This window comes from Mesorhizobium sp. M0802, from assembly GCF_040320115.1.
In the GTDB taxonomy this organism is placed as follows: domain Bacteria; phylum Pseudomonadota; class Alphaproteobacteria; order Rhizobiales; family Rhizobiaceae; genus Mesorhizobium.
Genome location: NZ_JAMYOY010000001.1, coordinates 227725 through 253476, shown reverse-complemented (window position 1 = coordinate 253476; position 25752 = coordinate 227725). Strand labels below are relative to the sequence as shown.

General features: G+C 63.7%; 23 protein-coding genes and 1 pseudogene. 9 read left to right on the top strand and 15 right to left on the bottom strand.

Annotation, left to right across the window (positions count from 1 at the left end; genetic code table 11):
- Positions 1 to 100: 100 nt before the first annotated feature.
- Positions 101 to 778, bottom strand: coding sequence for a PadR family transcriptional regulator (locus tag NKI10_RS01255; protein WP_352858095.1), 678 nt, complete (start codon positions 776 to 778; stop codon positions 101 to 103).
- 272 nt (positions 779 to 1050) lie between these two features.
- Here NKI10_RS01255 and NKI10_RS01250 point away from each other — a divergent pair, with 272 nt between their 5' ends.
- On the top strand, positions 1051 to 1308 hold the full coding sequence (locus NKI10_RS01250) for a DUF2798 domain-containing protein (protein ID WP_352858093.1): 258 nt from the start codon (positions 1051 to 1053) through the stop codon (positions 1306 to 1308).
- Positions 1309 to 1355: 47 nt separating this feature from the next.
- On the opposite strand, the gene NKI10_RS01245 is transcribed toward NKI10_RS01250, so the two are convergent.
- The 5 genes from NKI10_RS01245 to NKI10_RS01225 all read right to left on the bottom strand — a co-directional run bounded on the left by NKI10_RS01245 (position 1356) and on the right by NKI10_RS01225 (position 7204).
- Positions 1356 to 1733, bottom strand: a complete 378-nt coding sequence (locus NKI10_RS01245) for a thiol-disulfide oxidoreductase DCC family protein (RefSeq protein WP_352740765.1) — start codon at positions 1731 to 1733, stop codon at positions 1356 to 1358.
- A gap of 69 nt (positions 1734 to 1802) precedes the next feature.
- Entirely contained in the window at positions 1803 to 2096 is a 294-nt protein-coding gene (locus tag NKI10_RS01240; protein WP_023733294.1) for a GYD domain-containing protein, read from the bottom strand.
- Positions 2097 to 2286: 190 nt separating this feature from the next.
- Positions 2287 to 4311, bottom strand: coding sequence for an RNA polymerase sigma factor RpoD (gene rpoD, locus NKI10_RS01235; RefSeq protein ID WP_023672446.1), 2025 nt, complete (start codon positions 4309 to 4311; stop codon positions 2287 to 2289).
- 412 nt (positions 4312 to 4723) lie between these two features.
- Positions 4724 to 6664 (bottom strand): DNA primase, encoded by a 1941-nt coding sequence (gene dnaG, locus NKI10_RS01230; protein WP_023683795.1) that lies wholly within the window; start codon positions 6662 to 6664, stop codon positions 4724 to 4726.
- Between the two features lie 171 nt (positions 6665 to 6835).
- Entirely contained in the window at positions 6836 to 7204 is a 369-nt protein-coding gene (locus tag NKI10_RS01225; protein WP_023683794.1) for an RcnB family protein, read from the bottom strand.
- Between the two features lie 389 nt (positions 7205 to 7593).
- Here NKI10_RS01225 and NKI10_RS01220 point away from each other — a divergent pair, with 389 nt between their 5' ends.
- Positions 7594 to 9258, top strand: coding sequence for a Na/Pi cotransporter family protein (locus tag NKI10_RS01220; RefSeq protein ID WP_023672443.1), 1665 nt, complete (start codon positions 7594 to 7596; stop codon positions 9256 to 9258).
- A 93-nt stretch (positions 9259 to 9351) separates the two neighbouring features.
- Positions 9352 to 10533 (top strand): MFS transporter, encoded by a 1182-nt coding sequence (locus NKI10_RS01215; RefSeq protein WP_023713899.1) that lies wholly within the window; start codon positions 9352 to 9354, stop codon positions 10531 to 10533.
- A gap of 7 nt (positions 10534 to 10540) precedes the next feature.
- On the opposite strand, the gene NKI10_RS01210 is transcribed toward NKI10_RS01215, so the two are convergent.
- Both NKI10_RS01210 and NKI10_RS01205 read right to left on the bottom strand, forming a co-directional pair.
- Positions 10541 to 11098: a GNAT family N-acetyltransferase gene (locus NKI10_RS01210; RefSeq protein WP_023683792.1), complete on the bottom strand. Its 558-nt coding sequence runs from the start codon at positions 11096 to 11098 to the stop codon at positions 10541 to 10543.
- Positions 11099 to 11207: 109 nt separating this feature from the next.
- The gene (locus tag NKI10_RS01205; protein ID WP_031197556.1) at positions 11208 to 11657 is read right to left on the bottom strand and encodes a GatB/YqeY domain-containing protein; all 450 of its coding nucleotides are present in this window, start codon (positions 11655 to 11657) and stop codon (positions 11208 to 11210) included.
- Positions 11658 to 11917: 260 nt separating this feature from the next.
- On the opposite strand from NKI10_RS01205, the gene carA reads away from it, so the two are divergent.
- A complete protein-coding gene (carA, locus tag NKI10_RS01200) occupies positions 11918 to 13135 on the top strand; it encodes a glutamine-hydrolyzing carbamoyl-phosphate synthase small subunit (RefSeq protein ID WP_031197557.1) in 1218 nt (405 codons plus the stop codon).
- Between the two features lie 262 nt (positions 13136 to 13397).
- Here the strand turns inward: carA and NKI10_RS01195 are convergent, their stop codons facing one another.
- From NKI10_RS01195 to ypfJ, 3 genes are all read right to left on the bottom strand, one after another.
- A complete protein-coding gene (locus tag NKI10_RS01195) occupies positions 13398 to 14318 on the bottom strand; it encodes an aldo/keto reductase (RefSeq protein WP_023713901.1) in 921 nt (306 codons plus the stop codon).
- Positions 14315 to 15580 carry a TCR/Tet family MFS transporter gene (locus tag NKI10_RS01190; protein ID WP_023713902.1) on the bottom strand — a complete coding sequence of 422 codons (1266 nt, stop codon included), beginning with the start codon at positions 15578 to 15580 and terminating at the stop codon, positions 14315 to 14317. Before NKI10_RS01190 ends, NKI10_RS01195 begins: the two co-directional genes overlap by 4 nt.
- 175 nt (positions 15581 to 15755) lie before the next feature.
- The gene (gene ypfJ, locus NKI10_RS01185) at positions 15756 to 16691 is read right to left on the bottom strand and encodes a KPN_02809 family neutral zinc metallopeptidase (protein WP_023672436.1); all 936 of its coding nucleotides are present in this window, start codon (positions 16689 to 16691) and stop codon (positions 15756 to 15758) included.
- A 188-nt stretch (positions 16692 to 16879) separates the two neighbouring features.
- On the opposite strand from ypfJ, the gene NKI10_RS01180 reads away from it, so the two are divergent.
- Complete coding sequence (locus NKI10_RS01180) at positions 16880 to 18946, top strand: hypothetical protein (protein ID WP_352858086.1); 2067 nt, start codon at positions 16880 to 16882, stop codon at positions 18944 to 18946.
- Positions 18947 to 18974: 28 nt separating this feature from the next.
- Here NKI10_RS01180 and NKI10_RS01175 read toward each other — a convergent pair whose 3' ends face one another.
- Entirely contained in the window at positions 18975 to 19163 is a 189-nt protein-coding gene (locus NKI10_RS01175) for a hypothetical protein (protein WP_352858083.1), read from the bottom strand.
- A gap of 91 nt (positions 19164 to 19254) precedes the next feature.
- Entirely contained in the window at positions 19255 to 19710 is a 456-nt protein-coding gene (gene mntR / locus NKI10_RS01170; protein ID WP_023697072.1) for a manganese-binding transcriptional regulator MntR, read from the bottom strand.
- 258 nt (positions 19711 to 19968) lie between these two features.
- Between mntR and NKI10_RS01165 the strand changes: the two genes are divergently transcribed.
- The 3 genes from NKI10_RS01165 to NKI10_RS01155 all read left to right on the top strand — a co-directional run bounded on the left by NKI10_RS01165 (position 19969) and on the right by NKI10_RS01155 (position 23005).
- The gene (locus tag NKI10_RS01165) at positions 19969 to 21327 is read left to right on the top strand and encodes an Nramp family divalent metal transporter (RefSeq protein ID WP_023672432.1); all 1359 of its coding nucleotides are present in this window, start codon (positions 19969 to 19971) and stop codon (positions 21325 to 21327) included.
- Between the two features lie 53 nt (positions 21328 to 21380).
- Positions 21381 to 22238 (top strand): protein-L-isoaspartate O-methyltransferase family protein, encoded by an 858-nt coding sequence (locus NKI10_RS01160; protein ID WP_352657364.1) that lies wholly within the window; start codon positions 21381 to 21383, stop codon positions 22236 to 22238.
- Positions 22239 to 22354: 116 nt separating this feature from the next.
- Positions 22355 to 23005: a dihydrofolate reductase family protein gene (locus tag NKI10_RS01155; RefSeq protein WP_023731609.1), complete on the top strand. Its 651-nt coding sequence runs from the start codon at positions 22355 to 22357 to the stop codon at positions 23003 to 23005.
- Between the two features lie 63 nt (positions 23006 to 23068).
- On the opposite strand, the gene NKI10_RS01150 is transcribed toward NKI10_RS01155, so the two are convergent.
- A complete protein-coding gene (locus NKI10_RS01150; protein ID WP_373420136.1) occupies positions 23069 to 23947 on the bottom strand; it encodes a LysR family transcriptional regulator in 879 nt (292 codons plus the stop codon).
- Between the two features lie 87 nt (positions 23948 to 24034).
- Between NKI10_RS01150 and NKI10_RS01145 the strand changes: the two are divergent.
- Positions 24035 to 24635, top strand: a pseudogene (locus NKI10_RS01145) (LysE family translocator).
- A gap of 162 nt (positions 24636 to 24797) precedes the next feature.
- Here NKI10_RS01145 and NKI10_RS01140 read toward each other — a convergent pair.
- Positions 24798 to 25592 carry an SDR family NAD(P)-dependent oxidoreductase gene (locus NKI10_RS01140; RefSeq protein WP_023689743.1) on the bottom strand — a complete coding sequence of 265 codons (795 nt, stop codon included), beginning with the start codon at positions 25590 to 25592 and terminating at the stop codon, positions 24798 to 24800.
- Positions 25593 to 25752 lie beyond the last annotated feature (160 nt).

Here is a 25752-nt window from a genome sequence, read left to right as displayed (position 1 = left end):
GTGGCTTCCTCCAACGGCAATCACCCTGCACCACGTCTCGCGGTGCAGGATGATTTTCAGTACCGTTCCTAAGTAGAACGGGCAAGGGTTCCCGCCAAGGTCAACCTAGCGATAGCGCTTCCAGGGCTTCAGCGGCGGCTTCCAGGACTGCAATCGCCTCGGCCTGCTTTTCAGCCGGCGCGTCGACGAGATCGCCGAGCGCGGCACGCAGCCGGTGGCGCACGGCGCGGAACTCGTCGCGGGCTTCTGAGCGACCCCGTCCACCACGCCGTCCGCCTTCCTCGCCGTCGTCGTTCCAGCCGAACCAGTCCCGCGCCTTGGCCATCTTGCGGCCGAAGCGCTCGAGATGCTCGAGCACGCCGTCGATCATCTCGCGGTTCTCGGCGAGATGCGCCTGGCCCGCCTCGGTGATCGAAAACACCTTCTTGTTGCCGTCGGCGGCTGAAGCCGCATAGCCGGCCTCTTCCAAGAAGGTCAGCGTCGGATAGACGACGCCCGGGCTCGGGCTGTAGATGCCGCTGGTGCGCTCTTCCAGCGCCTTGATGATGTCGTAGCCGTGGCGCGGCGCCTGGGCCAGCAGCGACAGCGTGATCAGCTTGAGATCGCCGTCGGCCAGCATGCGCCCGGCACGAAACATGTCGCCCGGGCCGCCGCGTCCACCGCCACGTCCGCCGTGGCCGAACGGACCAAAGCCGCCGCCCCCTCTTCCACCAAATTTGCCTGCCATGTGCAGGAATGCGCGCTCGGCGCGCTCGCCAAAGGAATGATGTCTATGCATGAATTGCTCCTTGAGTTATATCTTACGATACATCTTAATTAGGCTTACCCCGCCGACGAGTCAAGATATATCTTACGATGTATCTAAAGGCGGCGCCAGAAGGTTGATTTCGCCGCCGCCGGCAGCTAGAAAGCGCGTGAGGGCCAAAACCTCTCCGTAAGCGTCTGACGTCAAGCAACGCATCCACCCCGGTCTTTCCGGGCAGTTCCGCCGGAAACCCGGCGCAATGGATGCCAAATGCGACGGACCGGATGTTTCAGGAAAATCCAAAAATGACCACGACCCGTAAGCGCGGCAAGCTGCCGGCGCGCTATGCCGCGATCGTCAGTCCGCTCGTGCTGTCGCTGCTGATGACCTTCATCGTCTCGCTCATATCGACGCTGAAAAGCCTTGGACTGCAACCTGATTTGCCGGCTGTCTGGCTCACTGCCTGGGGCCTGTCCTGGCTGGTAGCGTTCCCAACGTTGCTCATGGTGCTGCCGGCGGTGCGCCGCATTGTCGGCTGGCTTTGCGAGCCGGCGTCCCGGTAACGCCCATGACGGTAAGGCCCGCAGAGTCTTCGGGCCTTGCCTCCCTATCAGCGAGCCTTGCGCCGGTTCCAGGCATAGAGAAGATCGGCGAAACGATCATAGGCCAAGCGTGTCAGCGGCAGCGCGACCGGATTGCCGAAGAGCGTCGCCAGCCAGCCCTCGCCCGGCGTCGCCCGCCAGACGGCAACCGCGACATCGGCGCCGACCAGCAGCCTGCCTTCGGCATCGGTGGCATGCAGCCGGCGGCGTATGTCCTCCAGCGAGGCGCCGTAGCCAGAGAGCGCCGCCGGTTCGAGGTTGATGTCGCGGAATTCGATCCGCCCGGCCTTGATCGCCTCGATCAGCCGCCGTTTCTGCCTGGTGATGCCGCCATCGCAGACGGGGCAGCGTGTGTTGTACCAGACGGTCAGCGCAGGCTTGGACATGGCGCGACTATCGCCCTGACGGCACGGCCCCGCAATATGACGCCGAGCCGCACGGACCCGCGCCCAGCGCTATCCAAGCGAGGCGACGATCTCGCGATAGGCAAATTCCGGGAAAGCCTTGAGCGTTCGCGTCTTGACGCTGCCGCCCGTTGCCAGCATCAGGGCGAAACGAGCAAGCACAGCGTCGTCGGGCGCCTCGATAATCGCCACCATGTCATATTCGCCCATAGTCAGGTAAAACGCCTTGAACGAGCCGCCCATGTCGGCCAGTTGCTTCTTGGCGGCATCGAGCCGCTTCGGCGACTCTCGGATATTTCTGGCGCCCTGTTCCGTCCAGTTCATCAGCAGGATGTAGGTTGTCATCACACACCTCCCTCCGGCGCCACGGAGCACGGCTGAGGACATCAGCCGGGGCGGACATCCGGTTTTTCGCCCAGAACATGCATCCGACCAGGCAAGTATCCTCCCGACGGAGATGGGCGACAAGAGCCTTCACCCGGCAACAAAAAGGGCGCCGTCGGCGCCCTTTTCGAATGCTGGTCTGTTGCCGGTATCAGCTGTCGAGGAAGCTCCTCAGCTTGCGGCTCCGGCTCGGGTGCTTGAGCTTGCGCAGCGCCTTGGCTTCGATCTGGCGGATACGTTCGCGGGTGACCGAAAACTGCTGGCCGACTTCTTCCAGCGTGTGGTCGGTGTTCATGCCGATGCCGAAGCGCATGCGCAGCACCCGCTCCTCGCGCGGCGTCAGCGAGGCCAGAACGCGCGTGGTGGTCTCGCGCAGATTGGCTTGGATCGCCGCATCGATCGGCAGGATCGCCATCTTGTCCTCGATGAAATCGCCCAGATGCGAATCCTCTTCGTCACCCACAGGGGTTTCGAGCGAGATCGGCTCCTTGGCGATCTTCAAGACCTTGCGCACTTTTTCGAGCGGCATTGCGAGCTTTTCTGCCAGTTCCTCCGGCGTCGGCTCGCGGCCGATCTCGTGCAGCATCTGGCGCGACGTGCGCACGATCTTGTTGATCGTCTCGATCATGTGCACCGGAATGCGGATGGTGCGCGCCTGGTCCGCGATCGAACGCGTGATCGCCTGCCGGATCCACCATGTCGCGTAGGTCGAGAACTTGTAGCCGCGGCGGTATTCGAATTTGTCGACCGCCTTCATCAGGCCGATATTGCCTTCCTGGATCAGGTCAAGGAACTGCAGGCCGCGATTGGTGTATTTCTTGGCGATGGAGATGACGAGGCGCAGATTGGCCTCGACCATTTCCTTCTTGGCGATCGCGGCTTCGCGCTCGCCCTTCTGCACCTGGTTGACGATCTTGCGGAATTCCAGGATCGAGATCGCCGTCTCGGTGGCGAGGTTCTGGATTTCCGAACGCAGATCCTTGATCGCGTCCTTCTCGTTCTTGGTGAATTCCTTCCAACCGCGCGAGGTCAGGTTGCCGATCGAGCGCGTCCAGTTCGGGTCGAGCTCGGATCCCTGATATTCCTTGAGGAATTCCTCGCGGCGCACGCCATAGCTTTCGGCCAGGCGCAGCAGCTTGCCTTCGTTCTGCACCAGGCGCTTGTTGATGTCGTAAAGCTGCTCGACCAGCGCCTCGATGCGCGCCGTGTTGAGCGACAGCGACTTCACCGCCTTGATCAGCTGGTCCTTCAGCTCCTTCAGGCGGCGGTCCTGGCTGGGCGACAGCGTGCCCGTCGCGGCCAGACGGTTTTCGACCTGCTGGTCCTGCAGCTTGCGCAGCTTCTTGTAGGTGTCGGCGATGACGTCGAGCGTCTCCATCACCTGCGGGCGCAATTCCGCTTCCATCGCCGCCAGCGACAGGCTCGCCTCGTCCTCGTCTTCCTCGTCGTCATCGACCAGGCCGCGCGTGTCGGCGCCGACATTGGTGATGTCGTCTTCCTCGTCGCGTCCACGCCTCGGCTTGTCCTCGGCCTTGGGCGCCTCCTCGATGCGCTCGACCACCGGCGCCTGCTTGGCTTCGGGGCCGGCATAGGTGGCTTCGAGGTCGATGATCTCGCGCAGCAGGATCTTGGATTCGTTGAGCTCGTCACGCCAGATGATGATGGCCTGGAAGGTCAGCGGGCTTTCGCAGAGGCCCGCAATCATCGTCTCGCGGCCGGCCTCGATGCGCTTGGCGATCGCGATTTCGCCCTCGCGCGACAGGAGCTCGACCGAGCCCATCTCGCGCAGATACATGCGCACCGGGTCATCGGTGCGGTCGGTCGGCTCTTTCTTGGTGGTCGTGGCGGCGACGGCGGTGCCGGTCTGCTCGGCCAGCTCGTTGGCGTCTTCCTCGGCGTCGGCATTGCTGTCGGCGGCCTCGGGCTCCTCGCTCTGATCGTCGTCCTCGACCACGTTGATGCCCATGTCGGACAGCATCGCATTGATGTCTTCGATGCGATCCGGATCGGTCTCTTCCGACGGCAGCACCGCGTTCAGTTCGTCGAGAGTCACATAGCCGCGCTTCTTGGCGGCCTTGATCATCTTCTTGACAGCATCATCGGAAAGGTCGAGCAGAGGCCCATCGGTGGCGCCTTCACGTTCGGTCTCGACCTCTTCCTTTTCCTTTGTCGCCATAGTCTTTATCTTCTCCTAGCGGCCGAGCATCGAAGCCGCGTAGCTGCCGCACCGGTCAAACTACATGCGCTGGTGGCGCATAACCGGGCCGGTAACCGAATCAACTCTTTTGTTTGTTCATATCGTGCCCCCAAAACCGGTTTTCACTTTTGGGCGATATGCATTAAGTCCAGATTAACCCTGATATCTGTGGCAGGCTGTCAGCCTGTCCAGTGATCAGCACCTCGCGTCAGTGCATTTCCATCGACGCCGGCGCGGGTTAAGGTTTCGAATCGTCCTGATTCCGTCATTCTGCCAGAAGGTCAAGCGCCTCTCGCATGATTCGCATCAAAAAAGCGAATCAATTACCCGACTTAGAGGCGTCGATTCGACGCGCAGCACGTACAACATTCATTCTTGCGCAGGTTTCGACCTAGACGCGCCCACCCCTGCCCGAGGATACACCGAACCCTTCGATCAGCGCTTCCGTTGCTTGTACATCACGGAATTGCGCCTGAATCTCGATGAGGTGCCGGTAGTTTTCGTCAGTGGGATCGCTGGCGAGCGCTGCTTCCGCCTGTTTCAGTTCCTTATGTAAGGTGCGCGCGCTGCGCTGCAAGTGCAGCGCCTGGTTGAAGGCGTCGCGGGCATCGTCAAGCGCTGCGGTTTCCAGCGCGGGCCATTGCCTGGCCCGTTGGATGAGCGCCACGGCGCGCCCCCAGATATCGCTGCAGCCGGCACGTTCGATGGTGGCGATCACCGCGCTACGGTCATTGGCCATGTCGTGCGCCATCGCATCGAGGATGGCGGCGTGCAGCCGCTGCAGATCGGTGTTGGCGAGATCGAGGAACTCGACATGGGCGAAGTTCTCGTCGATCAGCGCCGGATGGTTGACGAGGGCTACGATGATCGTCGCCTCGCGCACCGACATCATCTCGCCACCGCGTTTGACCATGGCGGAGCGGCCGAGGCTTTCGGTGATCGCGGCGCGCGCGCCTGCCCCGCTGCCTTTGGCGAACTGTCCGCCGGGTGCGGGCGTTTTGCCCTGCCCCGGTTTCCAGTCCTGGCGACCTTGCCGCACTTCGCGCTGGGCGCTGAAGAAGGTCAGCTCCCGCTCGCGCATCCACTGCTGGTAGTGGTAGCGCTGGCTCTCATCGCGGATGCGGCTGGTCAGTTCGCGCAGCGTCTTTGTCAGCCCCGCCCGCCGCTCCGGCGTGTCGAAGACGCCACCGGATGTCTCACGCATCCACAACAAATCAGCGAGAGGCCGCGCTTCCGCCAGCACGGCACGAAACGCGTCCGGCCCTTCTGCCTTGACCAGATCGTCGGGATCCTTGCCCTCCGGCAACAGCGCAAAGCGCACCGACCGCCCGGCCTGCACCGACGGCAGCGCGAGATCCGCGGCGCGCCACGCCGCCTTCAGCCCGGCCTGGTCGCCGTCGAAGCACAGCATCGGCTCAGGCGCCATGCGCCACAGAAGTTCGAGCTGGTTTTCGGTGAGCGCGGTGCCGAGCGGCGCCACGGCGTTCTCGAAGCCGGCCTGCGCCAGCGCGATCACGTCCATATAGCCTTCGACGGCAATCACCGTGCCGCCTTTTGCCAGCGCTTTGCGGGCGCGGGCGAAATTGTAGAGCACATTGCCCTTGTGAAAGAGCTCGGTGTCGGGGGAATTCATGTATTTGGCCAGCGCATCGGGCGCCAGTGCCCGGCCGCCGAAGGCGATGATCTTGCCGCGCGAATCCGGGATCGGGAACATGATGCGATCGCGGAACCAGTCATAGGAGACCGGGATGTCGTCGCCATGACGCACCAGCCCGCAGGCCTCGATGTCGGCCTTGGGCACACCCTTGGCGGCAAGATGTTCCTTCAGCGCATTGCGGCTGTCGGGCGCAAAGCCCAGCCGGAACGATTGCTGCGTCGCCGGCGTCAGCCCGCGATCCCTGAGATAGGCGCGGGCTTTTGCACCCTCCGGTCCTTGCAGCCGCTCCTGGAAGAAGGCAGTCGCCATCTCCATGACGTCGGTCAGACTGGCGCGTTCCTTCTCACGCTGTTCTTCCCGCTCGTCGCGCACCGGCATCGGCACGCCGGCCATGTCGGCGATCTTCTCGACCGCTTCGGGAAAGCTTAATCCGTCGAGCTCGGTCAGGAACTTGAAATGATCGCCCGACACCGAACAGCCGAAACAGTGATAGCGGCCCTTCTTGTCCTCGCAGTGGAAGGAGGGGCTCTTTTCGCCATGGAACGGACAACAGGCCCAATAGTCGCCGCGCGAGGCGTTGGTCTTCTTCCTGTCCCATGCGACGCGCTGGCCGATGACCGATGAAATCGGCACACGGTCGCGTATCTCATCGAGAAAGGCGGGCGGAAAGCGCATTGGGGAACTCGTTTGTCCCTCATATAATCATGCGCGCGGAATCCGACGACCCTTATTGCGGACCATACCCGGTTTCCACAGCCAAAAAGCCCGGTTTCTACAGCCAAAAGAAAGGCGGCCGTTTCGGGCCGCCTCCTTTCAAGTCTCTGCATTGCGCCGGCGAGGCCGGGCTTAATGCGCGGCAATGGCGCCGAAGATGATGCCGGACAGGACGCTGACCAGCACATAGTCGTTGCCGACGCGGATCCATTCCTGGCCGCGGCCGGGGCGATGCAGGCCATAGCGGCCATAATCGCGGATCGGCTGGTGCCGCTTCCAGCTGGAATATTTCCGGCCATTGCGCCAATGGCTGCGCTTGACGACCACCGTCTTCTTCACGACGCGCTTCCTGACATCGACATGCTTGCCGGGCCTCTGCCAGTCGACCTGCGTGTAATTCGACTGCGGTGCGACCGGTGCGTTCACCGGTGCGGCCTGGCCGGTAAGCGAAGTGGCGGCCAGCATCGAGAAAGCGAGGGCGGAAAGAACAATACGTTTCATAGCGGGGCTCCTTGGTTGTCGATGCCTAGGGAATAGCGCCCGAAGGATGAACCGAAACTGAACACTAGCATTACATTTACGTAATGAAATCCGGTGCTTATCCTGGATATTTGAACATCATCGCAAAGGCGATTGCCGGGAGTCCGGCAAACCGGGACGATCCGCTGCCATCACCAGGGATCCGCCATGCAACCATTTGCGCATCCGTCCATTTTCCGACACGCCCTGTCGCGCCGCGACGGCTCTTGAAATCGACAAGATTTTATTACCCGGCTAAAATATTCCGGGATATTGTTCAAGACTGTCATGACCATGATTCGCAGCCCCGTTTTCCTCCCTGCACTGCGCGCCCTCCGCGTCGCGGTCCCTGTCTGCGTGCGGGTTTCGAAATGAGCGGCTCCGTCGTCCTGCTGCATCTGGCGGGCGCGGTGGCGCTGATGTTGTTTGCCACCCGCATGGTCAAGACAGGCGTCGAGCGCGCCTATGGCGACGTGCTGCGTCACCGGCTGCGCTCCACCATGCGCAATCCGATCATGGCGGTTTTGGCCGGCTGCGGCCTGTCCATCGCGCTGCAGAGCTCGACCGCCGTCACGCTTCTCGTCGGCTCCTTCGCCGGCGCCGGCATCGTCTCGGGCATGTCGGGCCAATTGGCTGTGCGCGGCGCCGAGATCGGCTCGGCGCTGGTGGTCAAGCTCTTGACCTTCGATCTGACTCTGCTGGTGCCGATCTGCCTCGTCGCCGGCACGGTCATGTTCATGGCCACCGAGCGGCGCGACTGGCGCCAGTTCGGCCGCATCCTGGTCGGCATCGGCCTTCTGGTACTGTCGCTGGAGATGATCGGCCAGGCCTCGGAGCCGCTGCGCCAGAGCACGCTGATGCCGCTCATCATCGAATATTTCTCCAGCGACTACGTCACCGCCTATCTGCTCGCCGCGCTCGTCACCTGGCTGTTCCACTCCTCGATCGCCGCCGTGCTTTTGATGGTCACGCTGGCCGGCCGCGGCTTCATCCCGCCCGAACTCGGCATCGTGCTGGTGCTCGGCGTCAATCTCGGCTCGTCGATCATCGCGCCGCTGCTCACCCGAAGTGCCGAACCTGGCGTGCGCGTCGTGCCGATCGGCAATCTGTTGATGCGCGGCATGGGCTCGCTGGTGATGCTGATCCTGTTCATGACGCTGAAGCCACCGGTCGCCTTCCTCGGCGCCACCGTGCCCGACCAGATCGTCAACGCCCACATCCTGTTCAATGTGCTGATCCTGCTCGCCGGCCTGCCGCTTGCCAGCCTGATCTATCGTGCCTCTGAGAAGATCGTCGCAATGGGCACCAAGCCGGCGCCTGCTACAGAGCTCGATGTGGTCGAACTCTCCGCCCTCAACGACGGCGCGCTCGACGTTCCGAGCCAGGCGCTGGCCAACGCCACCCGCGAGGTGGTGCGCGTCTGCGAGACGGTCGAGATCATGCTCAAGCGCATCATCGAGCTGTATGAAAGCGCCGACGGCGACAAGATCAAGGCGCTGGCCGCCCTTGACGACCGCGTCGACAGGAAGCACGCGGCGATCAAGCTCTATCTGGCCAAATTGACCAGGAACTCGCTCACAGAGGACGAGGCGCTGCGCTGCCAGGAGCTGATAGGCGCCTGCGTCAAGCTCGAGCAGGTCGGCGACATCATCGTGCGCAACATGCTGGTGCATGTGAAGAAGAAGTTCGAGCGCGGGCTGGAGTTCACGCCCGAGGGCTGGAGCGAGCTGCTCGCCTTTCACACCTCGGTGCTGGCCAATGCCAGGCTTGCTTTCAACGTGCTGGTGTCGCGCGACCCTGAGACCGCCCGCCAGCTGGTGCTGGAAAAGGACCGGCTGCGCGACCGCGAAAAGGAAACCAGCGCCAGCCATTTCGTGCGCCTGCGCGACGGCACCGCCAAGAGCGTCGAAACAAGTTCCATCCACCTCGACACCATCCGCGACCTGAAGCAGATCAACTCGCTGCTGGCGTCGATGGCCTACCCGGTGCTGGAAGAGCGCGGGTTGCTCGGTGGGTCGCGGTTGAAGGCAAGCTGATCAAGAAAACCTAAAGCGGCGTCGATAATTTCTGCATTGCCCACGAACCCCATCCATGGTTTGAGGCGACCTTATCCGAGGATCGCTTCCGCCATGCTCCCGCTCATTGCCCTGTTCATTGCCGCCTTTGCTTTCGGCACCACCGAATTCGTCATCGCCGGTGTATTGCCGCAAGTGGCCGACGGCCTTGGCGTTTCGATCCCGACTTCCGGCTATCTCGTCTCCGGCTATGCCGGCGGCATCGCCGTTGGTGGGCCATTGCTGGCGCTCGCCACCAAGGGCATTTCCCGCAAGACGCTACTGCTTTGCCTGACCGTCGCCTTCACCATCGGCCAGGCCGCTTGCGCGGCGGCGCCCGATTTTACCTCGATGCTGCTCTTGCGCATTGCGGTCGCCGTCGCACACGGCGCCTATTTCGGCGTCGCCATGGTGGTGGCTGTCGGCCTCGTGCCCGAGGACAAGCGCGGCATGGCCGTGGCTGTGATCCTCTCCGGCCTCACCGTATCCAATGTCATCGGCGTGCCGGCCGGCACCGCAATCGGCAATCTCTGGGGCTGGCGCGCCACCTTCTGGGTGATGTGCGCGCTGGGCGTGGTGGCGTTCGCCGCCATGGCTGCGCTTTTGCCGCGCACGACAGGCGCATCAAGGCCATCCGCCAGTCTTGGCAGCGAGTTTCGCGTGCTGGCGCGCCAGCAAGTCTGGACCTCGCTGATCCTGATGCTGACGTTGATGATCGGCCAGTTCGGCCTGTTCACCTACATCACCCCGACACTGCTTGAGGTGACCCATCTCGACGAGAGCCTGATCCCCTGGGTGCTGCTGCTCAACGGCGTCGGCGCCACCGTCGGTGTGTTTCTCGGCGGCAAGCTTTCCGATTGGAAGCTGATGCCGTCGCTGATCACCATGCTTGCGCTGCAGGCGGTGATGTTGGGCGTGATCTATGCCGTCAGCCCCTACCCCGTGCCGATGGTCATCGCCATCGTTATCTGGGGTGGCCTCAACTTCGCCATAGGCACGCCGATCCAGACCCGCATCCTGGCCTGGACGGCGGACGCCTCCAACCTCGCCTCCTCGCTCATCCCCTCCGGCTTCAATGTCGGCATCGCGCTCGCCGCGTCGCTGGGCGCTGCCATGCTCAATGCCGGCTACGGCTATCGCAGCCTGCCGGTTGTGGGCGCTGCCGCCATGCTGGTGGCGGTGGTGGTGGCACTTGCCTCCTACATCTGGGAGGGGCGCAGCCGGGCAGCGCCGCCGCTGCCGGCAGCGGCCGAATAGCGTCGGACTACAAATCGATCCGGAACAACAAACTCTCGGCGCCGCCATACGCGGCGTCCTTGATGAACGGACCGACCACACGGCCGCCATTGGCCAGCACCACCTTCTGCGAGGCCGGATTGTCGAGGTCGGTGGTGATCTCGACATATGGCAAACCAACAGCCCTCGCCTCGTCCAGCATCAGCCGCAGCGCCTCGGTCGCATAGCCTCGTCCGCGCTTCCACGGCACCACGGCATAGCCGATATGGCCGAGCACATGCGACGGCAGCGCGGCCGTACCCGGCTGCCAGCGAAAGCCGATCGAGCCGGCGGCCTCGCCGTCCCAGATCCAGCGCCGGAAGCCCGGCAGCCGCGGCACGGTCGTGCCGTCCGGCAAGGTAATCGGGCCTCCTTTGGCCTCGGGATCGTCGAGGCTGGCAAGGAACGCCGCGGGATCCTCGTCGATCGCCGCAAGTTGCTCGCGCGTCGCTTCCATCAGCCGGACATTGTCCGGCGACCAGCCACGCTCGAGCGCCGCCTTGTAGGAGGGCAGATGTTCGAGCGTGGGTTTGACGATTTCGATCATGGTGGGTCTCTCCGGCAGGTCAAGGCTTGCTCGCTTAAGCCGGTGCGGACCGTTTCTTGCCCAGAGGTAATGCCCCTGCTCTCCTTCGCCATTGAAGTGGTGTCGGCTCCTACTGCAGCAGGCCTTTGACGATGCCGCTAGCCTTGCCGAAATCCATCTGGCCGGCATATTTCTGCTTCAGCACAGCGATCACCTTGCCCATGTCCTTCTGGCTGGTCGCACCGGTAGCAGTGATCGCTTCGCGCGCCGCTGCAGTCACCGCCGCCTCGTCCAACTGCGTCGGCAGGAAGCCGCGGATGATCTCCATCTCGCCACGCTCCTGCGCCGCCAGTTCCGGGCGCTTGCCGTCCTCGAACGCCTTGGCCGATTCCTCGCGCTGCTTCACCATTTTGGCCAGGATCTGCAGGATCTCCTCGTCGCTGGCGGGGTCCTTGGCCGAGCCGCGATTGGCTATGTCGCGGTCGTGAATGGCGGCCTGGATGAGCCGCAGTGTCGGCAGCCGGTGCTTGTCCTGCGCCTTCATCGCGCTCTTCAGGGATTCGGCGATTTTTGCGCGCATGATGCTTTCTCCTTCGAACGGTGCGGACAATAACGGTGGCGAACTCGTAAAGCAAACACGCCAAGCCTCTGATATTGTTCGACGAAACAAATGCTCGCCGTTTTTGGCACGGGCATCATTGACCGCTCTGGCGCCTTCCCCTATGTACTCGGCCTTGCACAAGACAAAGAATTGATGCGCGCAGGCTCGAGAGATCGGCCGCGCCGTTTGCTGCGCAGATGGCCCGCCATCGAAGCGCGCAGCGTGACAGGAGCGTCGCCATGGCCGAGATGACCCCCGGACTGACCCCGCCTTGGGCAACCGAAAAGCCGACCGCCCTTCTGGTGCTGGCCGACGGCACCGTCATCGAGGGTCGCGGCCTCGGCGCCACCGGTTCCGCCGTTGCCGAAGTCTGCTTCAACACCGCGCTCACCGGCTACCAGGAAATTCTCACCGACCCGTCCTATGCCGGCCAGATCGTCACCTTCACCTTCCCGCATATCGGCAACATCGGCACCAATGACGAGGACATCGAGGACTTGAACCCGGTCGCCCGTGCCGGCGCCGTCGGCGCGGTGTTCAAGGCCGATGTCACCAACCCGTCCAACTACCGCGCCGGCACCGGGCTGGACCAGTGGCTGAAGAAGCGCGGCATCGTCGCGCTGTCGGGCATCGACACCCGGGCGCTGACCGCGCTGATCCGCGAAAAGGGCATGCCCAATGCCGTCATTGCGCACGCGCCCGACGGCATCTTCGACCTCGACGATTTGAAGCGGCGGGCCGCCGCCTGGTCGGGCCTGATCGGGCTTGACCTCGCCAAGGAAGTCACCTCCGGCCAGTCCTCGGTCTGGCGTGGAACGCCCTGGGTGTGGAACGAAGGCTTTGGCGAACAGGCCGAGCCGTCGATGCACGTCGTCGCCATCGACTACGGCGTCAAGCGTAACATCCTTCGCCTGCTTTCCGGCCTCGGCGCCAAGGTCACCGTGGTTCCGGCCGGTACCGGTTCGGAAGAAATCCTGGCCATGCAGCCCGACGGCATCTTCCTCTCCAACGGCCCCGGCGACCCGGAAGCCACCGGCGACTACGCGGTGCCGGTCATCCAGGACCTGCTCAAGACCGATATTCCGGTGTTCGGCATCTGCCTCGGCCACCAGATGCTGGCCCTGGCGCTCGGCGGCAAGACCGCCAAGATGCACCAGGGCCATCACGGCGCCAACCACCCGGTCAAGGATCATACCACCGGCAAGGTCGAGATCGTCTCGATGAACCACGGCTTTGCCGTCGATGCCGACTCCTTGCCCGAGGGCGTCGAGGAAACCCATGTCTCGCTGTTCGATGGCTCGAACTGCGGCATCGCGCTGACCGGACGTCCGGTGTTCTCGGTCCAGCACCACCCCGAGGCCTCGCCCGGCCCGCAGGACTCGCACTATCTGTTCCGCCGCTTCGTCAACCTGATCCGCGAAAAGCGCGGCGAGGAACTGCTGGCCGAACGGGTTTGATTTTACAGGTCTTCGTCTAGCCGTTGCCCAGATCGTGATGCTCCGAATAGCCGGAGTTACAAACGCGGCGCGATTGCCCTTGTCTTGGTCAATGGAATAAACCGGTCACCGGTCTGTTTGTGACGGCTCGAAGCGACGAAGGCTTCGAGAGCGCCGACGGCAATCCCGTGAGCCCAAGCCCTCCTCATCGCTTCGCTTGCGCGCCGCATTAAGGGACGAAGCACACACCTATGGCGGGTTCGAAGTTCGCGCCTGGGTGACCTTACGCCACCGGCCGACCTTCGCTGGCCTCCAGTATGGCGAACCATTGCTGGCGGCCGAGGTCGATCTCCAGCGCCTTGACCATGACGGCCAGCCGCTCGGGCTTCATCGTGCCGAGCACCGGCGCCAGCCGCGCCGGATGACGCAGCAGCCAGGCGATGGCGACGGCGGCGAGATCGCCGGCGCCGATCTCGGCAGCCACCGCCGCGATTGCCGCCCTGACCCGCGCCTCGCGCCCTTCCTTGCCGGTGAACAGCAAGCCGCCGCCGAGCGGCGACCAGATCATCGGCGCATAGCCGAGGCGTTGCGCGTGATCGAGGCTGCCATCCACCAGCGCATTGGTTTTCAGCACCGACATCTCGATCTGGTTGGTGGCCAAGGCAAACGGCAGCCGCGAAGCCAGAAGGTCGAACTGCGACGGCGTGTAATTGGAGACCCCGACCGCTCTCACCTTGCCCGACTTGACCAGCCCGGCAAGGGCCGCCGCCGTCTCGTCGGCATCCATCAGCGGATCCGGCCGGTGCAGCAGCAACAGGTCGAGATAGTCGGTGCCGAGATTGGCGAGCGAACGGTCGACCGAGGCGGCAATGTGGGCCGCACTGGTGTCGTAATGCTTCAGCCGGTTCTGAGGCCGGTTGGCCGATGCCAGAATGATGTCGCATTTCGAGATCAGCTCGATGCTGTCGCGCTTGCCCTTCCAGCGCGACAAGCCGGCGCCAAAGGCAGCTTCCACCTGGTAATGCCCGTAAATATCGGCATGGTCGAAGCTGGTAAGGCCGAGATCGACCGCAGTGCCGATCAGCCGCGCGATCTGGTCGGCGTCCGGGCGCGCGGCGCTGTCGAGCAGGCGCCAGGCGCCGAACACCAGCCGCGACAGCGACAAACCGTCCTTGGTCAGCTCTATGCGGCTGTCATGGCTCATATCTGGGCTCCATCTTCCGCAGCGCCGGTGGCAACGCTTCTCACCGCCGTCGGCCTCGCAACTTTCGTCACAAAGACAATGACGGCAAGCGTCAGGAAGCACGCGCCAACCAGATAGGGGGCGCCGCCGAACACTACGGGCGCATTCGGTCCGGTGAACCAGGAAAAGATCGCGGTGTAGAGCAGCGGCGTGATGATCGAGGTGATCGAGAAGATCGACGTCATCGCGCCCTGCAATTCGCCTTGCGCCGATGGCGGCACCTTGGCGGCGGCGAGGCTTCTCAGCGGCGGATCGGCCAGTGCTTCCAGGCAGCCGACGACGATCACCGCATAGATCATCCAGCCTTGCGAGGCGAAGGCGTAGCCGAAGGCGCTGGCCGCCGTAAATGTCAGGCCGATCACCGCCGTCTTCCACTCGCCAAGTTTGGGGATCACGCGCGGCAGCACCGTCGCCATGACGATCGCCCCACACAGGCCGAAGGCGCCGAGCGAGAAGCCGATCTGCTGCTCGCTCCAGCCATAACGATAATTGGACACGAACGACCACACCGCCGGATACATCATGTGGCCGAGCGTCATCAGGAAGAAGGCGAGCCCGATCCAGCCGATGCCCTGATATTGGCGCATCTGCAGCAGCGTGCCGACCGGGTTGGCGCGTTTCCACTCGAAGCGGCGGCGGTGCTTTTCATCGAGCGTTTCAGGCAGGAAGAACATGGCGATGAGGAAGTTCACGAAGGCAAGCCCGGCGGCAAAGTAAAACGGCACTCGCGGCCCGAACGTGCCGAGCAGCCCGCCCAGCACCGGCCCAATGACGAAGCCGACGCCGAAGGCGATGCCGAGCAGACCGAAATTCTTCGCCCGGTTGTCATCGTTCGAGATGTCGGCAATGAAGGCCGACGTCGTCGAATAGCTGGCGCCCGAAATGCCGGCCAGCACGCGGCCGATGAACAGCATCGGATAGGACCAGGCGATGGCGCAGATCAGATTGTCGATCGAGAATGTAAGCACCGAGGCAAGCAGGATCGGCCGCCGCCCGAAGCGGTCGCTCAATCCACCCATGATTGGCGCGAAGAAGAACTGCATCGCCGCATAGACGAAGAACAGCCAGCCGCCTTCGATCGCCGCTTCGCTGATGCCGACGCCGGAAAGCTCCCTGAGAAAGGCCGGCAACACCGGCATGATCATGCCGAAGCCGATAATGTCGAGCAGCAGCGTGGTGAAGACGAGCGCAAGGCCCCGCCTGGCGGTTTTGGGGTCGATCATAATGGCGTCTGCTCCCTGAGACCGCCCTTGGGCGGGCGCCCGTTATAGGCGAGGCGCCACTTTGGAACAATAGGAGAACGCCTCAGGCGTTCTCCTCCTGACATCTGTTGCCGGTGGTGAATCGGCCCGCCGACGGATGCGCTTTGGACCGAGTCGGCTGGAACTTGCGAGCGCCTCAAACCGGACCGGTCAGCGTGTTGCAGTCCGACAGCTTGCCGCTCTTGTAGCCGCGCGCAAGCCAGGTCTGCCGCTGCTGCGACGTCCCGTGGTTGAAGCTTTCCGGCACGACATAGCCCTGCATCTTCTTCTGCAGCGTATCGTCGCCGATCTGCTTGGCGGCGTTGAGCGCCTCTTCGATGTCGCCCTGTTCCAGAATGCCCTTCTGCGCGGTGAAATGCGCCCAAACGCCGGCGAAGCAGTCGGCCTGCAGCTCGATGCGCACCGACATCTGGTTGGCTTCCGCCTCACCCATCGACTGCCGCATCTGGTTGAACTTGGGCAGGATGCCGGTGAGGTTCTGCACATGGTGACCGACTTCATGAGCGATCACATAGGCTTGGGCGAAATCCCCCGAGGCGCCGAACTGCTGGTCGAGCTGCTGGAAGAAGGTGGTGTCGAGGTAGACCTTGTGGTCGCCGGGACAATAGAACGGTCCGGCTGCCGTCGAGGCGGAGCCGCAGGCCGAGCGGATCTGGCCGCTGAACAGCACAAGCTTCGGGTCCTCGTATTTCAGGCCCTGCGACTGGAAGATGCCGGTCCAGGTCTCTTCGGTCTCGGCCAGCACGGTCGCCACGAACTGCTTCATCTCGTCGGAAGCAGGCGTGCCGGCGCCGTCGTCCTGGCCGCCGCTGTTGTCGGTAATCTGGCCACCGCCACCCGGCAGCACGCCGCCGCCGTCGCCGCTGCCCAGGATCTGCGACGGGTCGAAGCCGAAATACCATCCGGCCAGCACCACGAGGACAACCAGCAGGATGCTGCCGCCGCCGCCGGTGCGGCCGCCGATCGGGATGCGGAACTGGCCAGGGCTGCCGCCGCCGAAACCACCACCGCCGCCACTGTCGCTGCGCTCGTCCTCGACATTGTCACTCTGACGGCGGCCCTTCCAGAGCATGGCAACTCCCCGTATGCAAATTTTCGGCTGGCCTGGCCGATTGTCGTGGCCCAGTCCGACCCAACAGACAATTATCGCAATGGTTGCGCCAAGTCACAGTATTTTTCGTGGCGGCGGCATCGCGTTCGCACTCTGGTCGAGGCGGCATGCGCGCTGTAGCATCCGGTTCGAACGGGGGTGTCGGGGACTTGCGGACGATCGGTCGATTTCTGCTGCTGGCCGTGGTGCTATGCCTCGGCCCGTTGCCGGCGCGCGCCGTGACGCTCGATTCCAGCGTCGCCGTGACCGATCCCGAGACATTGCAGGCGCTTGAGCGTGGCGGCCTCTCGATCAGCCGCCTGCTCGGCCCGGCGCTGGGTCTCACGCGCGAGGTCGACAATCGGGGCCTGTTTTCGGTGCGCGCGCTGACCCCTGTGCGCAACGCCGTCAAGCAGGAGATCGCCGACGAGCCTGCCAATAGCCCCGATCCTTACGTCGCGGCCATGGTCAAGTCGAAGGACACCAGCCAGAAATTCAACCCGAAATACATCGACGATGACGGCTCGACGCTCGACCTGACCGGCGTCGTCAACCGCATGGACCGCGGCTATCTCGGCCACACCGAATGCGGCGAGATCAGGCTGATCTACCGCTTCCACTATTCGGTGGCGGAGAAGCCCACGAAGGGAAAGACAGCGCAACGCATCTCGTCGCGGCTGCCGCTGACCATGAGTCTGGTCTTCAACGCCAGGCCCGGCGAGGCTCGCCCCCGCGCTTCGAGAGACCGTCCAAGCGCCACCGCCGTTTCCTGTGCCGAAATCGCCAAGCGCTGGCTCGCCGCCGGCCAGAAGAACCTTGCGCCCGAGCAACTGGCAGCCTGGCTGCGCTCCGACGAAGGGCCGCTCTCCAACGCCATGCTGAATTCGTCGCAGATCATGCGGCTTGAGCTGAACATGCAGGTTCTCCGGCTGTCGGCCTCGAGCCGCCGCGACTTCGGTGGCCACGCCGAATATCTCCTCAAGATTTTCAAATGGGACCCAACGACGTCCACCTTCCAGGAATCGAAGATGGAGAACCAGATCGACCGGAAAGTGGTTCTGGCCGACCGGCCGGCCTTCGCCAAATGGCTGCTCACCGACCGCAACATCTACGATCTCGACCGCGGCCGGCTGGTCATCGACGACAAATTCCTGGCGACCAGCGCCGTCTCGGTCGCACCCGGCGGCATGGCCAGATCGCAAAACAACATCGCCTATGGGCTGCTCGACGATGCCGACATCGACAAGGCACTGCAGGACTATGTCGCCAAGGGCAACGAGCTGCGCAGCGTGAAATCGGTGGCCGGCTTCAATCTGCGTCTCAACGAAATGACCTGCACCGGCTGCCACCAGACGCACGGCATTGCCGGCTTCCATTACACCGGCGCCGATCCGGCCAGCGAGCCGCGCCGCAACGCCGTCTTCGTCCCCGGCTCGGCGGTGTTCTTCGCCGACCTGCCTCGCCGCCGCGCCATCGTCGAGGACTTCGCCGCCGGCGGCCATCCGGATTTCTCACGCGGCTTCGCCGCCCGTCCGGACGCCAAACTCGCCGAAGCGCTGAAAGGCACCGATCTCTACAATGGCTGGGGCTCGATCTGCTACAGCGGCAAGGATGCCAGCTTCAAGGACTGGAGCTGCGGCGAAAGCCTGCGCTGCGCCGGCGTCCATGAAAGCGACATCCATCCGGGCTTCGGCACCTGCGTCAGCGAGGCGGCCACCGCAGTCGGCGACCCCGTCGAGTTCGGCGAGATTAAGATATCGAGCTGGGGCAGCGACAAATATTGCCGCCTGTCGCCGGCCACCGCAAAAGCCTGCGCCATCGATCCGGCGCGCGACAAGAAGCCGGTAATCAAGCTCGCCGGCTATGGCGCGGCGCGCCAACGCTACGACAACCCCGAGCAGAAGACCGGTGGCTTTCCCGGGGGCATGCTGCGCAAGGCAAGCTGCGACAAGCTTCCCGACGAGGCGACTTGCGGCCGCCTCGCCAAGACCGGTTTCAACGACTGCATCGCGTCGGGCAAGGACCACAAATTCTGCACCAAGGAATTCACCAAGACCGCCGGCCTGCGCGCCTGCGACAAGGCGCATCCCTGCCGCGAGGACTATATCTGCACCGCCGGCTACGACGATCTGGCCGCAGCCAAGCCTGGCAAGGGCTCCTGCATTCCGCCCTATTTCATATTCCAGTTCCGCGTCGACGGCCATCCGCGCAGTTGGGTGCAGGACACCGAGGAATGAGCGGCAGGTTGCCGCTTGCGAACAGAACTCAGCTCTTCTGCTTGGTGCCGGCGCTCCTGCCATCCGAGCTTTTGGAGCGTTCCTCGAAACGCGCGGCGCCCTTCTTCAGCGGCCGACCGGTTTCGACCTCGGTCTTGCGTTCGTCCTTTGCCGCTGCCTGCCTCAAACCCTCGGCCGCCTGCTTGCCCTTCGCGGTCGGTGCCTGTTCGACGCCCATGTTTTCCTCCTTGGCGCGCAACAATCACGCGCAACGTCAGGAGCAACGAGCCTGACGTGCGGAGGTTCCAGTGGTGCGGCCCCGGCACCCCTCAGCGCGGCGCGATCATCGCCTTGCGAAAGGCTTCCAGCGTCTCGGCGCTGACATGATGCTCGATGCCCTCGGCATCGATGCGCGCCGTCTCGGCGCTGACACCGAGCGAACGCAAAAACGCTTCGACCGTCTGGTGGCGAATGCGGCTTTCTTCCGCAACCTTGCGGCCGGCATCGGTCAGGAAAACGCCGCGATACGGTTTTCTGGAGACCAGCCCATCGGCGCACAGCCTGGTCAGCATCTTGGCCACGGTCGGCTGGGCGACGCCGAGCCGCGCCGCGATATCCACCTGGCGCGCCTCGTTGCCGTCCTCGATCAGGTCGGCGATCAGCTCGACATAGTCCTCGACCAGCGCGCTGCGGCGCGCTTGGCGCTGCTGCCTGAAGCCTTCGGAATGGACATCGGCATCCGGAAGCGGCTCTTCGCGTCGAACCGGTTTACGCTTCAGTGCCAATACGTGTTCCCTCATACCTTTGGCAAGAATTGGCTTTCGACAAATCAATCGCCCTTTGCCATTCATAGCACGGGCTTAACTGTTGCAGCCGTTTATTTGCATCCATAGCAGGCGCAACCGGCGTTTGCGATCACCCCCTTTCTGGGCCCTTGGCTGCCTCATGAGAAGCATATACAATGAAATATAGCCTATTGCATAATGTTGAGCCCTGGCGTAGATAGGATGAGAGACATCAATCCATGCAATGGAAAGCCCTCCATGTCCGAAGCCGACGCAACCTTGGGATCATCCTGGCGATTTGACAGGCCGGAGGACAATCCTCCCAGCCTGCGCGAGGTGAACTCCACGATTGCGGTGCCGCAGTCCGGCGTCTGGTTCCGCCGCCTGTTCGCCTTCATGGGACCGGGCTACATGGTCTCGGTCGGCTATATGGATCCGGGCAACTGGGCCACCGACCTCGCCGGCGGCGCCCAGTTCGGCTACACGCTATTGTTCATCATCATGCTGTCCAACCTGATGGCGATCCTGCTGCAGGCGCTTGCCGCCCGGCTTGGCATCGCCACCGGCCGCGACCTCGCCCAGGCCTGCCGCGCCTATTATCCGCGTCCCGTCAGTTTCGTGCTGTGGATCGCCTGCGAACTCGCCATCATCGCCTGCGACCTCGCCGAGGTGATCGGCACGGCGATCGCGCTGCAGCTTCTGTTCGGCATTCCGCTGATCGGCGGCGCGTTGCTGACGGCGCTCGACGCCTTCATCGTGCTGCTCTTGATGAACAAGGGTTTCCGCTATCTCGAAGCCTTCGTCATCGCGCTTCTGATCATCATCTTCGGCTGTTTCGCCATCCAGATCTTTGCCGCTGCCCCTCCGGTCGGCTCGATCCTGCATTCGATGTTCGTGCCGTCGACGGAGATCGTCACCAATCCGGCGATGCTCTACATCGCCATCGGCATCATCGGCGCCACGGTGATGCCGCACAATCTCTACCTGCACTCCTCGATCGTACAGACACGCGCCTATGAACGGACCGAAAAAGGCAAGCGCGACGCCATTAAATGGGCGACGACGGACTCGACCATCGCGCTCGTCCTGGCGCTGTTCGTCAACGCCTCGATCCTGATCGTCTCGGCGGTGGCCTTCCATGGCACCGGCCATCAGGATGTCGCCGAGATCGGCCAGGCCTTCGAGCTCTTGTCACCGCTGCTTGGCCTCGGCATCGCCTCGATCCTGTTTGCGGTGGCGCTGCTGGCCTCCGGCCTCAACTCGACGGTTACGGCAACGCTTGCCGGCCAGATCGTCATGGAAGGCTTTTTGCGCCTGCGCATTCCGCAATGGGCGCGCCGCCTGCTGACGCGCGGCATCGCCATCGTCCCGGTGGTGGTCGTGACCGCGCTCTATGGTGAAAAGGGCACCGGCCAGTTGCTGGTCTTCAGCCAGGTGGTGCTGTCGATGCAGCTGCCCTTCGCGGTCATCCCGCTGGTGCAGTTCGTCTCCGACAAGAAGAAGATGGGCAACCTTGCCATTCCCCGCGGCGTGGCGGTCCTCGCCTGGGTCGTCGCGGCGGTCATCCTGGTGCTCAACTTCAAGCTGCTCTACGACACCGTCTTCGGCGTCGGCTGATTCTCATTCCCGACCGCGACAAACCGGCGGCTTGCGCTATCTTGCTCGCCATCATGACAAGTGTCGAAGACGCCAGGAAATTTTACGCGCAGCTGATGGCGGCCAATGCCGGCTCGGCCGATCCGCGCCTCGAAGAGGCGTTCGCCACCGTTCCGCGCGAGGCCTTTCTCGGGGCCGGACCCTGGGCGGTAGTCGCCGGCAGGGCGCTCACCACCGGCAACGGCAAGATCATGACGCCGAGCGCCGATCCTGTTCACATCTATCAGGACGTGCTGGTGGCGCTCGATGCCGACAAGGGCATCAACAATGGCGAACCCTCCCTGCACGCCATGTGGATAGGCAGGATCGCCCCCAGACCGGACGAGGCCGTCACCCATATCGGCGCCGGCACCGGCTACTACACCGCCTTGCTGGCCCGGCTGGTTGCGCCCGGCCCGGTGACCGCCTTCGAACTGGAGGCCGATCTTGCTGCCAGAGCGACAAAGAATCTCGAGACCTACGGCAATGTAAGCGTCATCCACGGCGATGCCGTCACCGGCGATCTGCCGCCGTCCGACATCATCTATGTCAATGCCGGTGTCGTCGCACCGCCGGCTGCCTGGCTGCGGGCGCTGAAAGCGGGCGGCCGCATGATCTTTCCCTGGCGCCCGTCCCAGGGCGTCGGCCTGGCCGTAATGGTGACCCGCACCAAACAAGGTTTTGCCTGCGACCCCTTCATGCGCTCGTGGTTCATCCCCTGCGTCGGCGCCTCGGTCGCCGGTTCGGCGGCCAAAATCCCCGACCTCCAGAAGGCCGCGCGCAGCCGTTCGATCTGGCTGACATCAGACAGGGCGCCGGACCGGACCGCCACCGCCATCATCGGCGATGTCTGGTTTTCGTCGCAGGCGCTTGGCGGCGGGCGACGGCGGTAGGTACTCTTGTCGGCCGCAGCGTTTTTTTGCCAACGCCTGTCGGGCGGCCGCCGGCCTGTCCGTCCTTAGATCGAAATCCGGCCCTGACGGCGCGGATCCTGGAAAAGGAAAATCCAATGCGAAAGATCATCGCCGCTACCTTCGTCAGCCTCGACGGCGTCATGCAGGCGCCGGGCGGCCCGGAAGAAGACCCGGTTGGCGGCTTCGAGTTCGGCGGCTGGACGTTCCACTACTTCGACGAGGTGGCGGGCGTGGCCATGGAGGAATTGTTCTCTAAGCCCTTCGCCCTGCTGCTCGGCCGCAGAACCTACGACATCTTCGCCGCTTACTGGCCGTACCAGAAAGATGCCATCGGAGATGCCTTCAACCCTGCGACTAAATATGTGGCGACGCATCGGCCGGATTCGCTCACCTGGGAAAATACGCAATGGCTTGGAGAAGATATCGTCGCGGCGTTGCGCCGCCTCAAGAAGGAAGATGGGCCTGACCTGCTCATCCAGGGTTCGAGCGAGCTGATCCAGACTTTGCTCGCCAACGGGCTGATCGACGAGATCCGGTTGATGATCTTCCCGCTGCTGCTGGGCAAGGGCAAGCGGCTGTTCGATGGTGGTGCGATGCCCGCCGCTTTCAAGCTGGTCAAGTCGCAGGCCACTACCACAGGCGTCATCATGGCGACCTACGAACGCGGGGGTGAGGTCAAGGTCGGGTCGTTCGCTACGCAGAAGCCGTCAGAGGCCGAGCTCGAGCGGCGTAAGAACTGGAAGTAACAGGGACAGGCTTGGCACCTTTCCTCTCCCCCGATCGACGGGGGAGAGGAAATGCAAGTTCTGTCAAGCCGCCACAGCCCGCCGTGCCAACCCACCCCGGATATACCGCGCGAACTCCTGCGCTGCCGGCGCCGTGCCGTACTTCGGCAAATGCAGATTGATGGAAAAATTCGGCAGCGGCGGCAGCCCGGCATCAAAAGCCAGGATGTCAAGATCGGCAGGCACGGTGGAGGCCAGCCAGGCGGTGACGGCAAGGTCGGAGCGCACTGTCGCGGTCGTCGCGTCGATGTTGCCGTTCTCGAACACGGTGCGCCATTCCAGCCCGTGCTCGTTCAGCGCCGACAGCACCACCGGGCGGAAGGCGCAGGTGTCGGCGACGATCGACACCGGCAGCGGCCGCTTGGCGCGGGCGACGCCGCCCTTGGCCCCCACCCAGACCAGCCGGTCAATGGCCAGGCACTCACCGGCCGACGGGCCGACCCGTTCCTCGATGACGGCAAGGTCGATGGTGCCGGCCGCGAGGGCCGCGGCAAGGTCCGGCGAAGCCGCACAGAGCAGTGAAATCTCGACCTGCGGATAGGTCTCGGCATAGGCCTTCAGCACCGGCGCCAGCAAAGTGCCGACAAGGTCATAGGGAACACCGAGCCGCACCTGGCCGGCGACCTCGGTGCCCGCCATCTCGGCCCAGATCTCGTCATTGAGGCCAAGCAACCGTTTGCCCTTGCCGAACAGCCGCTCGCCGGGCCGCGTCAGCCGCAAGCCACGCCGGTCGCGCTCGAACAGGCTGCAGCCGAGCGCTTCTTCCAGCCGCTTGATCTGCTGGCTTACGGCGCCTTGCGTCAGATGCAGCGCGTTCGCCGCCGCCGTCATGCTGGCCTTGTCGGCTACAGTGACGAAGGTGCGGATCAGCGCTGTGTCGAGGTTGCGGATCATGGTTGGCATTATATCTGCTAATGCCAACCATCGCAAACATTGCATTTACTGAAGTATGCAGAAGTCTACCGTAGGGCCTTCGATGGAGGACGCCTCATGTTGCAGCCCATCTTTCCGCTCATCCTGTTTGCCTTCGTGGCCACCGTCACGCCCGGCATCGCCACCACCCTGTCGACTGCCTCAGGTGCACAGTTCGGTTTTCGCCGTTCCGTTCCCCTATTGGTCGGCAGCGCCGCCGGTCTCGCCACCGTGACCGCTGCTGCCGCCGCCGGGCTCGCCGGTCTGCTGCTGGCCATGCCTTCGCTGCAACTGGCGATGAAAATCATCGGCTCGCTCTATCTCATCTGGCTGGCAATCAAGATCGGCCGCGCCGGGCCGCCCAATCTCGATGTGGCGATGGCAAAACCCAACAGCTTCTTCGGCGGCGCCGGCATTCAATGGATGAACCCGAAGGGCTGGGCGATGGGACTGGGGGCGGCGGCCTCGTTCGCGGCCCTTGCCGACGGGCCGGGACAACTCGCGCTGCTGCTCGGCTCGACCTTCGGCCTCACTGCAGCCGTCTCGCTGTCGATCTGGTGCGTGGCGGGCATGGTGCTGGCACGGCTGCTCGAGACCGAATGGCAATGGCGCGCGCTCAACATCGTGCTGGCGCTGGTGCTGGCTGCATCGATCATACCTAATGTGGCGGGGAGCGTAAACGCAGAGGTCGGCGCCAGTACCCCCACCCGGACCTGCGGTCCGACCTCCCCACAAAGGGGAGGTAGGGGAGCGCGCACTTTACCCTCCCCCTTGTGGGGAGGGCCGCGAACGAAGTGAGCGGGGTGGGGGTCCTGGTTCGCGAAGCGAACCAGCTCTCTCCTCAGACCGCGTAGCGGGCAGCAGGCTTGTCGGCGTGCAGGCTGCCGTAGAAGACTTGCCTTGCGCCGAGGAAGGCGTCGAGCTTGGTCGCATCGGCAAGTGCCGGCACGGTGACGGCTTCGCCCCTGGATAGGCCCACAAGCGCGGCATCGACCATATCGTCGGCGGACATGATGATCTCCTTCGGCAGATTGTCGATATCGCCACCGGCGAGCTCCCAGAAATCGGTGCGGGTCGCGCCCGGCAGCACCGCCTGGACCTTCACATTGGTGCCGGCGACTTCGCGGTGCAGGGCCTCGGTGAAGTTGACGACATAGGCCTTGGTGCCGCTGTAGATGCCGCCGAACGAGGTATCATAGGCGAGCACAGAGGCGATGTTGACGATGGCGCCGCGGTTGCGCGCAAGAAGCCCCGGCAGAACGGCGCGGGTCAGGCGGGTCAAGGCGATGACGTTGACCTTGATCATGCGCTCGGCCTCGTCGGCGTCGGCCGTTGCCACCACGGCCTGGCCACCAATGCCGGCATTGTTGACCAGCAGCGTGACGCTGTCGTCGGCTGCGATCGCCTGCTCGACGCGGCGCACATCATTGTCGTCGGCAAGATCGGCTGATATCACGCTGACCTTGCGCTTGTAAGCATATCGCAGCTTTTCAGCCAGTTCCTCCAGCCGGTCGGCGCGCCGCGCTACCAGCACCAGATCGTAGCCTTGCCCGGCCAGCCGGTCGGCATAGACCGCGCCGATGCCGGCCGATGCGCCGGTGACGACTGCGGTACCCTTGTTGTCCTGTCCACTCATTGTCCTGTTCCTTTTTTCTGCCCGGCGAGACAGGTCGATGAACCCTTGTCCCGCCCTGATCTCCAATTAGTGGCATATACCACTTTCCGGGAAGTAGGCATATACCACCATCTTGTCAACGGAGGCGGCAGAAACTATTTCTGCGACAGGCCGGCAGCGG

What these genes read in the sequence shown, in the direction of transcription:
- NKI10_RS01255 (WP_352858095.1), bottom strand. Translation starts at nt 778, where the DNA reads ATGCATAGACATCATTCCTTTGGCGAGCGCGCCGAGCGCGCATTCCTG.
- NKI10_RS01250 (WP_352858093.1), top strand. Translation starts at nt 1,051, where the DNA reads ATGACCACGACCCGTAAGCGCGGCAAGCTGCCGGCGCGCTATGCCGCG.
- NKI10_RS01245 (WP_352740765.1), bottom strand. Translation starts at nt 1,733, where the DNA reads ATGTCCAAGCCTGCGCTGACCGTCTGGTACAACACACGCTGCCCCGTC.
- NKI10_RS01240 (WP_023733294.1), bottom strand. Translation starts at nt 2,096, where the DNA reads ATGACAACCTACATCCTGCTGATGAACTGGACGGAACAGGGCGCCAGA.
- rpoD (WP_023672446.1), bottom strand. Translation starts at nt 4,311, where the DNA reads ATGGCGACAAAGGAAAAGGAAGAGGTCGAGACCGAACGTGAAGGCGCC.
- dnaG (WP_023683795.1), bottom strand. Translation starts at nt 6,664, where the DNA reads ATGCGCTTTCCGCCCGCCTTTCTCGATGAGATACGCGACCGTGTGCCG.
- NKI10_RS01225 (WP_023683794.1), bottom strand. Translation starts at nt 7,204, where the DNA reads ATGAAACGTATTGTTCTTTCCGCCCTCGCTTTCTCGATGCTGGCCGCC.
- NKI10_RS01220 (WP_023672443.1), top strand. Translation starts at nt 7,594, where the DNA reads ATGAGCGGCTCCGTCGTCCTGCTGCATCTGGCGGGCGCGGTGGCGCTG.
- NKI10_RS01215 (WP_023713899.1), top strand. Translation starts at nt 9,352, where the DNA reads ATGCTCCCGCTCATTGCCCTGTTCATTGCCGCCTTTGCTTTCGGCACC.
- NKI10_RS01210 (WP_023683792.1), bottom strand. Translation starts at nt 11,098, where the DNA reads ATGATCGAAATCGTCAAACCCACGCTCGAACATCTGCCCTCCTACAAG.
- NKI10_RS01205 (WP_031197556.1), bottom strand. Translation starts at nt 11,657, where the DNA reads ATGCGCGCAAAAATCGCCGAATCCCTGAAGAGCGCGATGAAGGCGCAG.
- carA (WP_031197557.1), top strand. Translation starts at nt 11,918, where the DNA reads ATGGCCGAGATGACCCCCGGACTGACCCCGCCTTGGGCAACCGAAAAG.
- NKI10_RS01195 (WP_023713901.1), bottom strand. Translation starts at nt 14,318, where the DNA reads ATGAGCCATGACAGCCGCATAGAGCTGACCAAGGACGGTTTGTCGCTG.
- NKI10_RS01190 (WP_023713902.1), bottom strand. Translation starts at nt 15,580, where the DNA reads ATGATCGACCCCAAAACCGCCAGGCGGGGCCTTGCGCTCGTCTTCACC.
- ypfJ (WP_023672436.1), bottom strand. Translation starts at nt 16,691, where the DNA reads ATGCTCTGGAAGGGCCGCCGTCAGAGTGACAATGTCGAGGACGAGCGC.
- NKI10_RS01175 (WP_352858083.1), bottom strand. Translation starts at nt 19,163, where the DNA reads ATGGGCGTCGAACAGGCACCGACCGCGAAGGGCAAGCAGGCGGCCGAG.
- NKI10_RS01165 (WP_023672432.1), top strand. Translation starts at nt 19,969, where the DNA reads ATGTCCGAAGCCGACGCAACCTTGGGATCATCCTGGCGATTTGACAGG.
- NKI10_RS01160 (WP_352657364.1), top strand. Translation starts at nt 21,381, where the DNA reads ATGACAAGTGTCGAAGACGCCAGGAAATTTTACGCGCAGCTGATGGCG.
- NKI10_RS01155 (WP_023731609.1), top strand. Translation starts at nt 22,355, where the DNA reads ATGCGAAAGATCATCGCCGCTACCTTCGTCAGCCTCGACGGCGTCATG.
- NKI10_RS01150 (WP_373420136.1), bottom strand. Translation starts at nt 23,947, where the DNA reads ATGCCAACCATGATCCGCAACCTCGACACAGCGCTGATCCGCACCTTC.
- NKI10_RS01140 (WP_023689743.1), bottom strand. Translation starts at nt 25,592, where the DNA reads ATGAGTGGACAGGACAACAAGGGTACCGCAGTCGTCACCGGCGCATCG.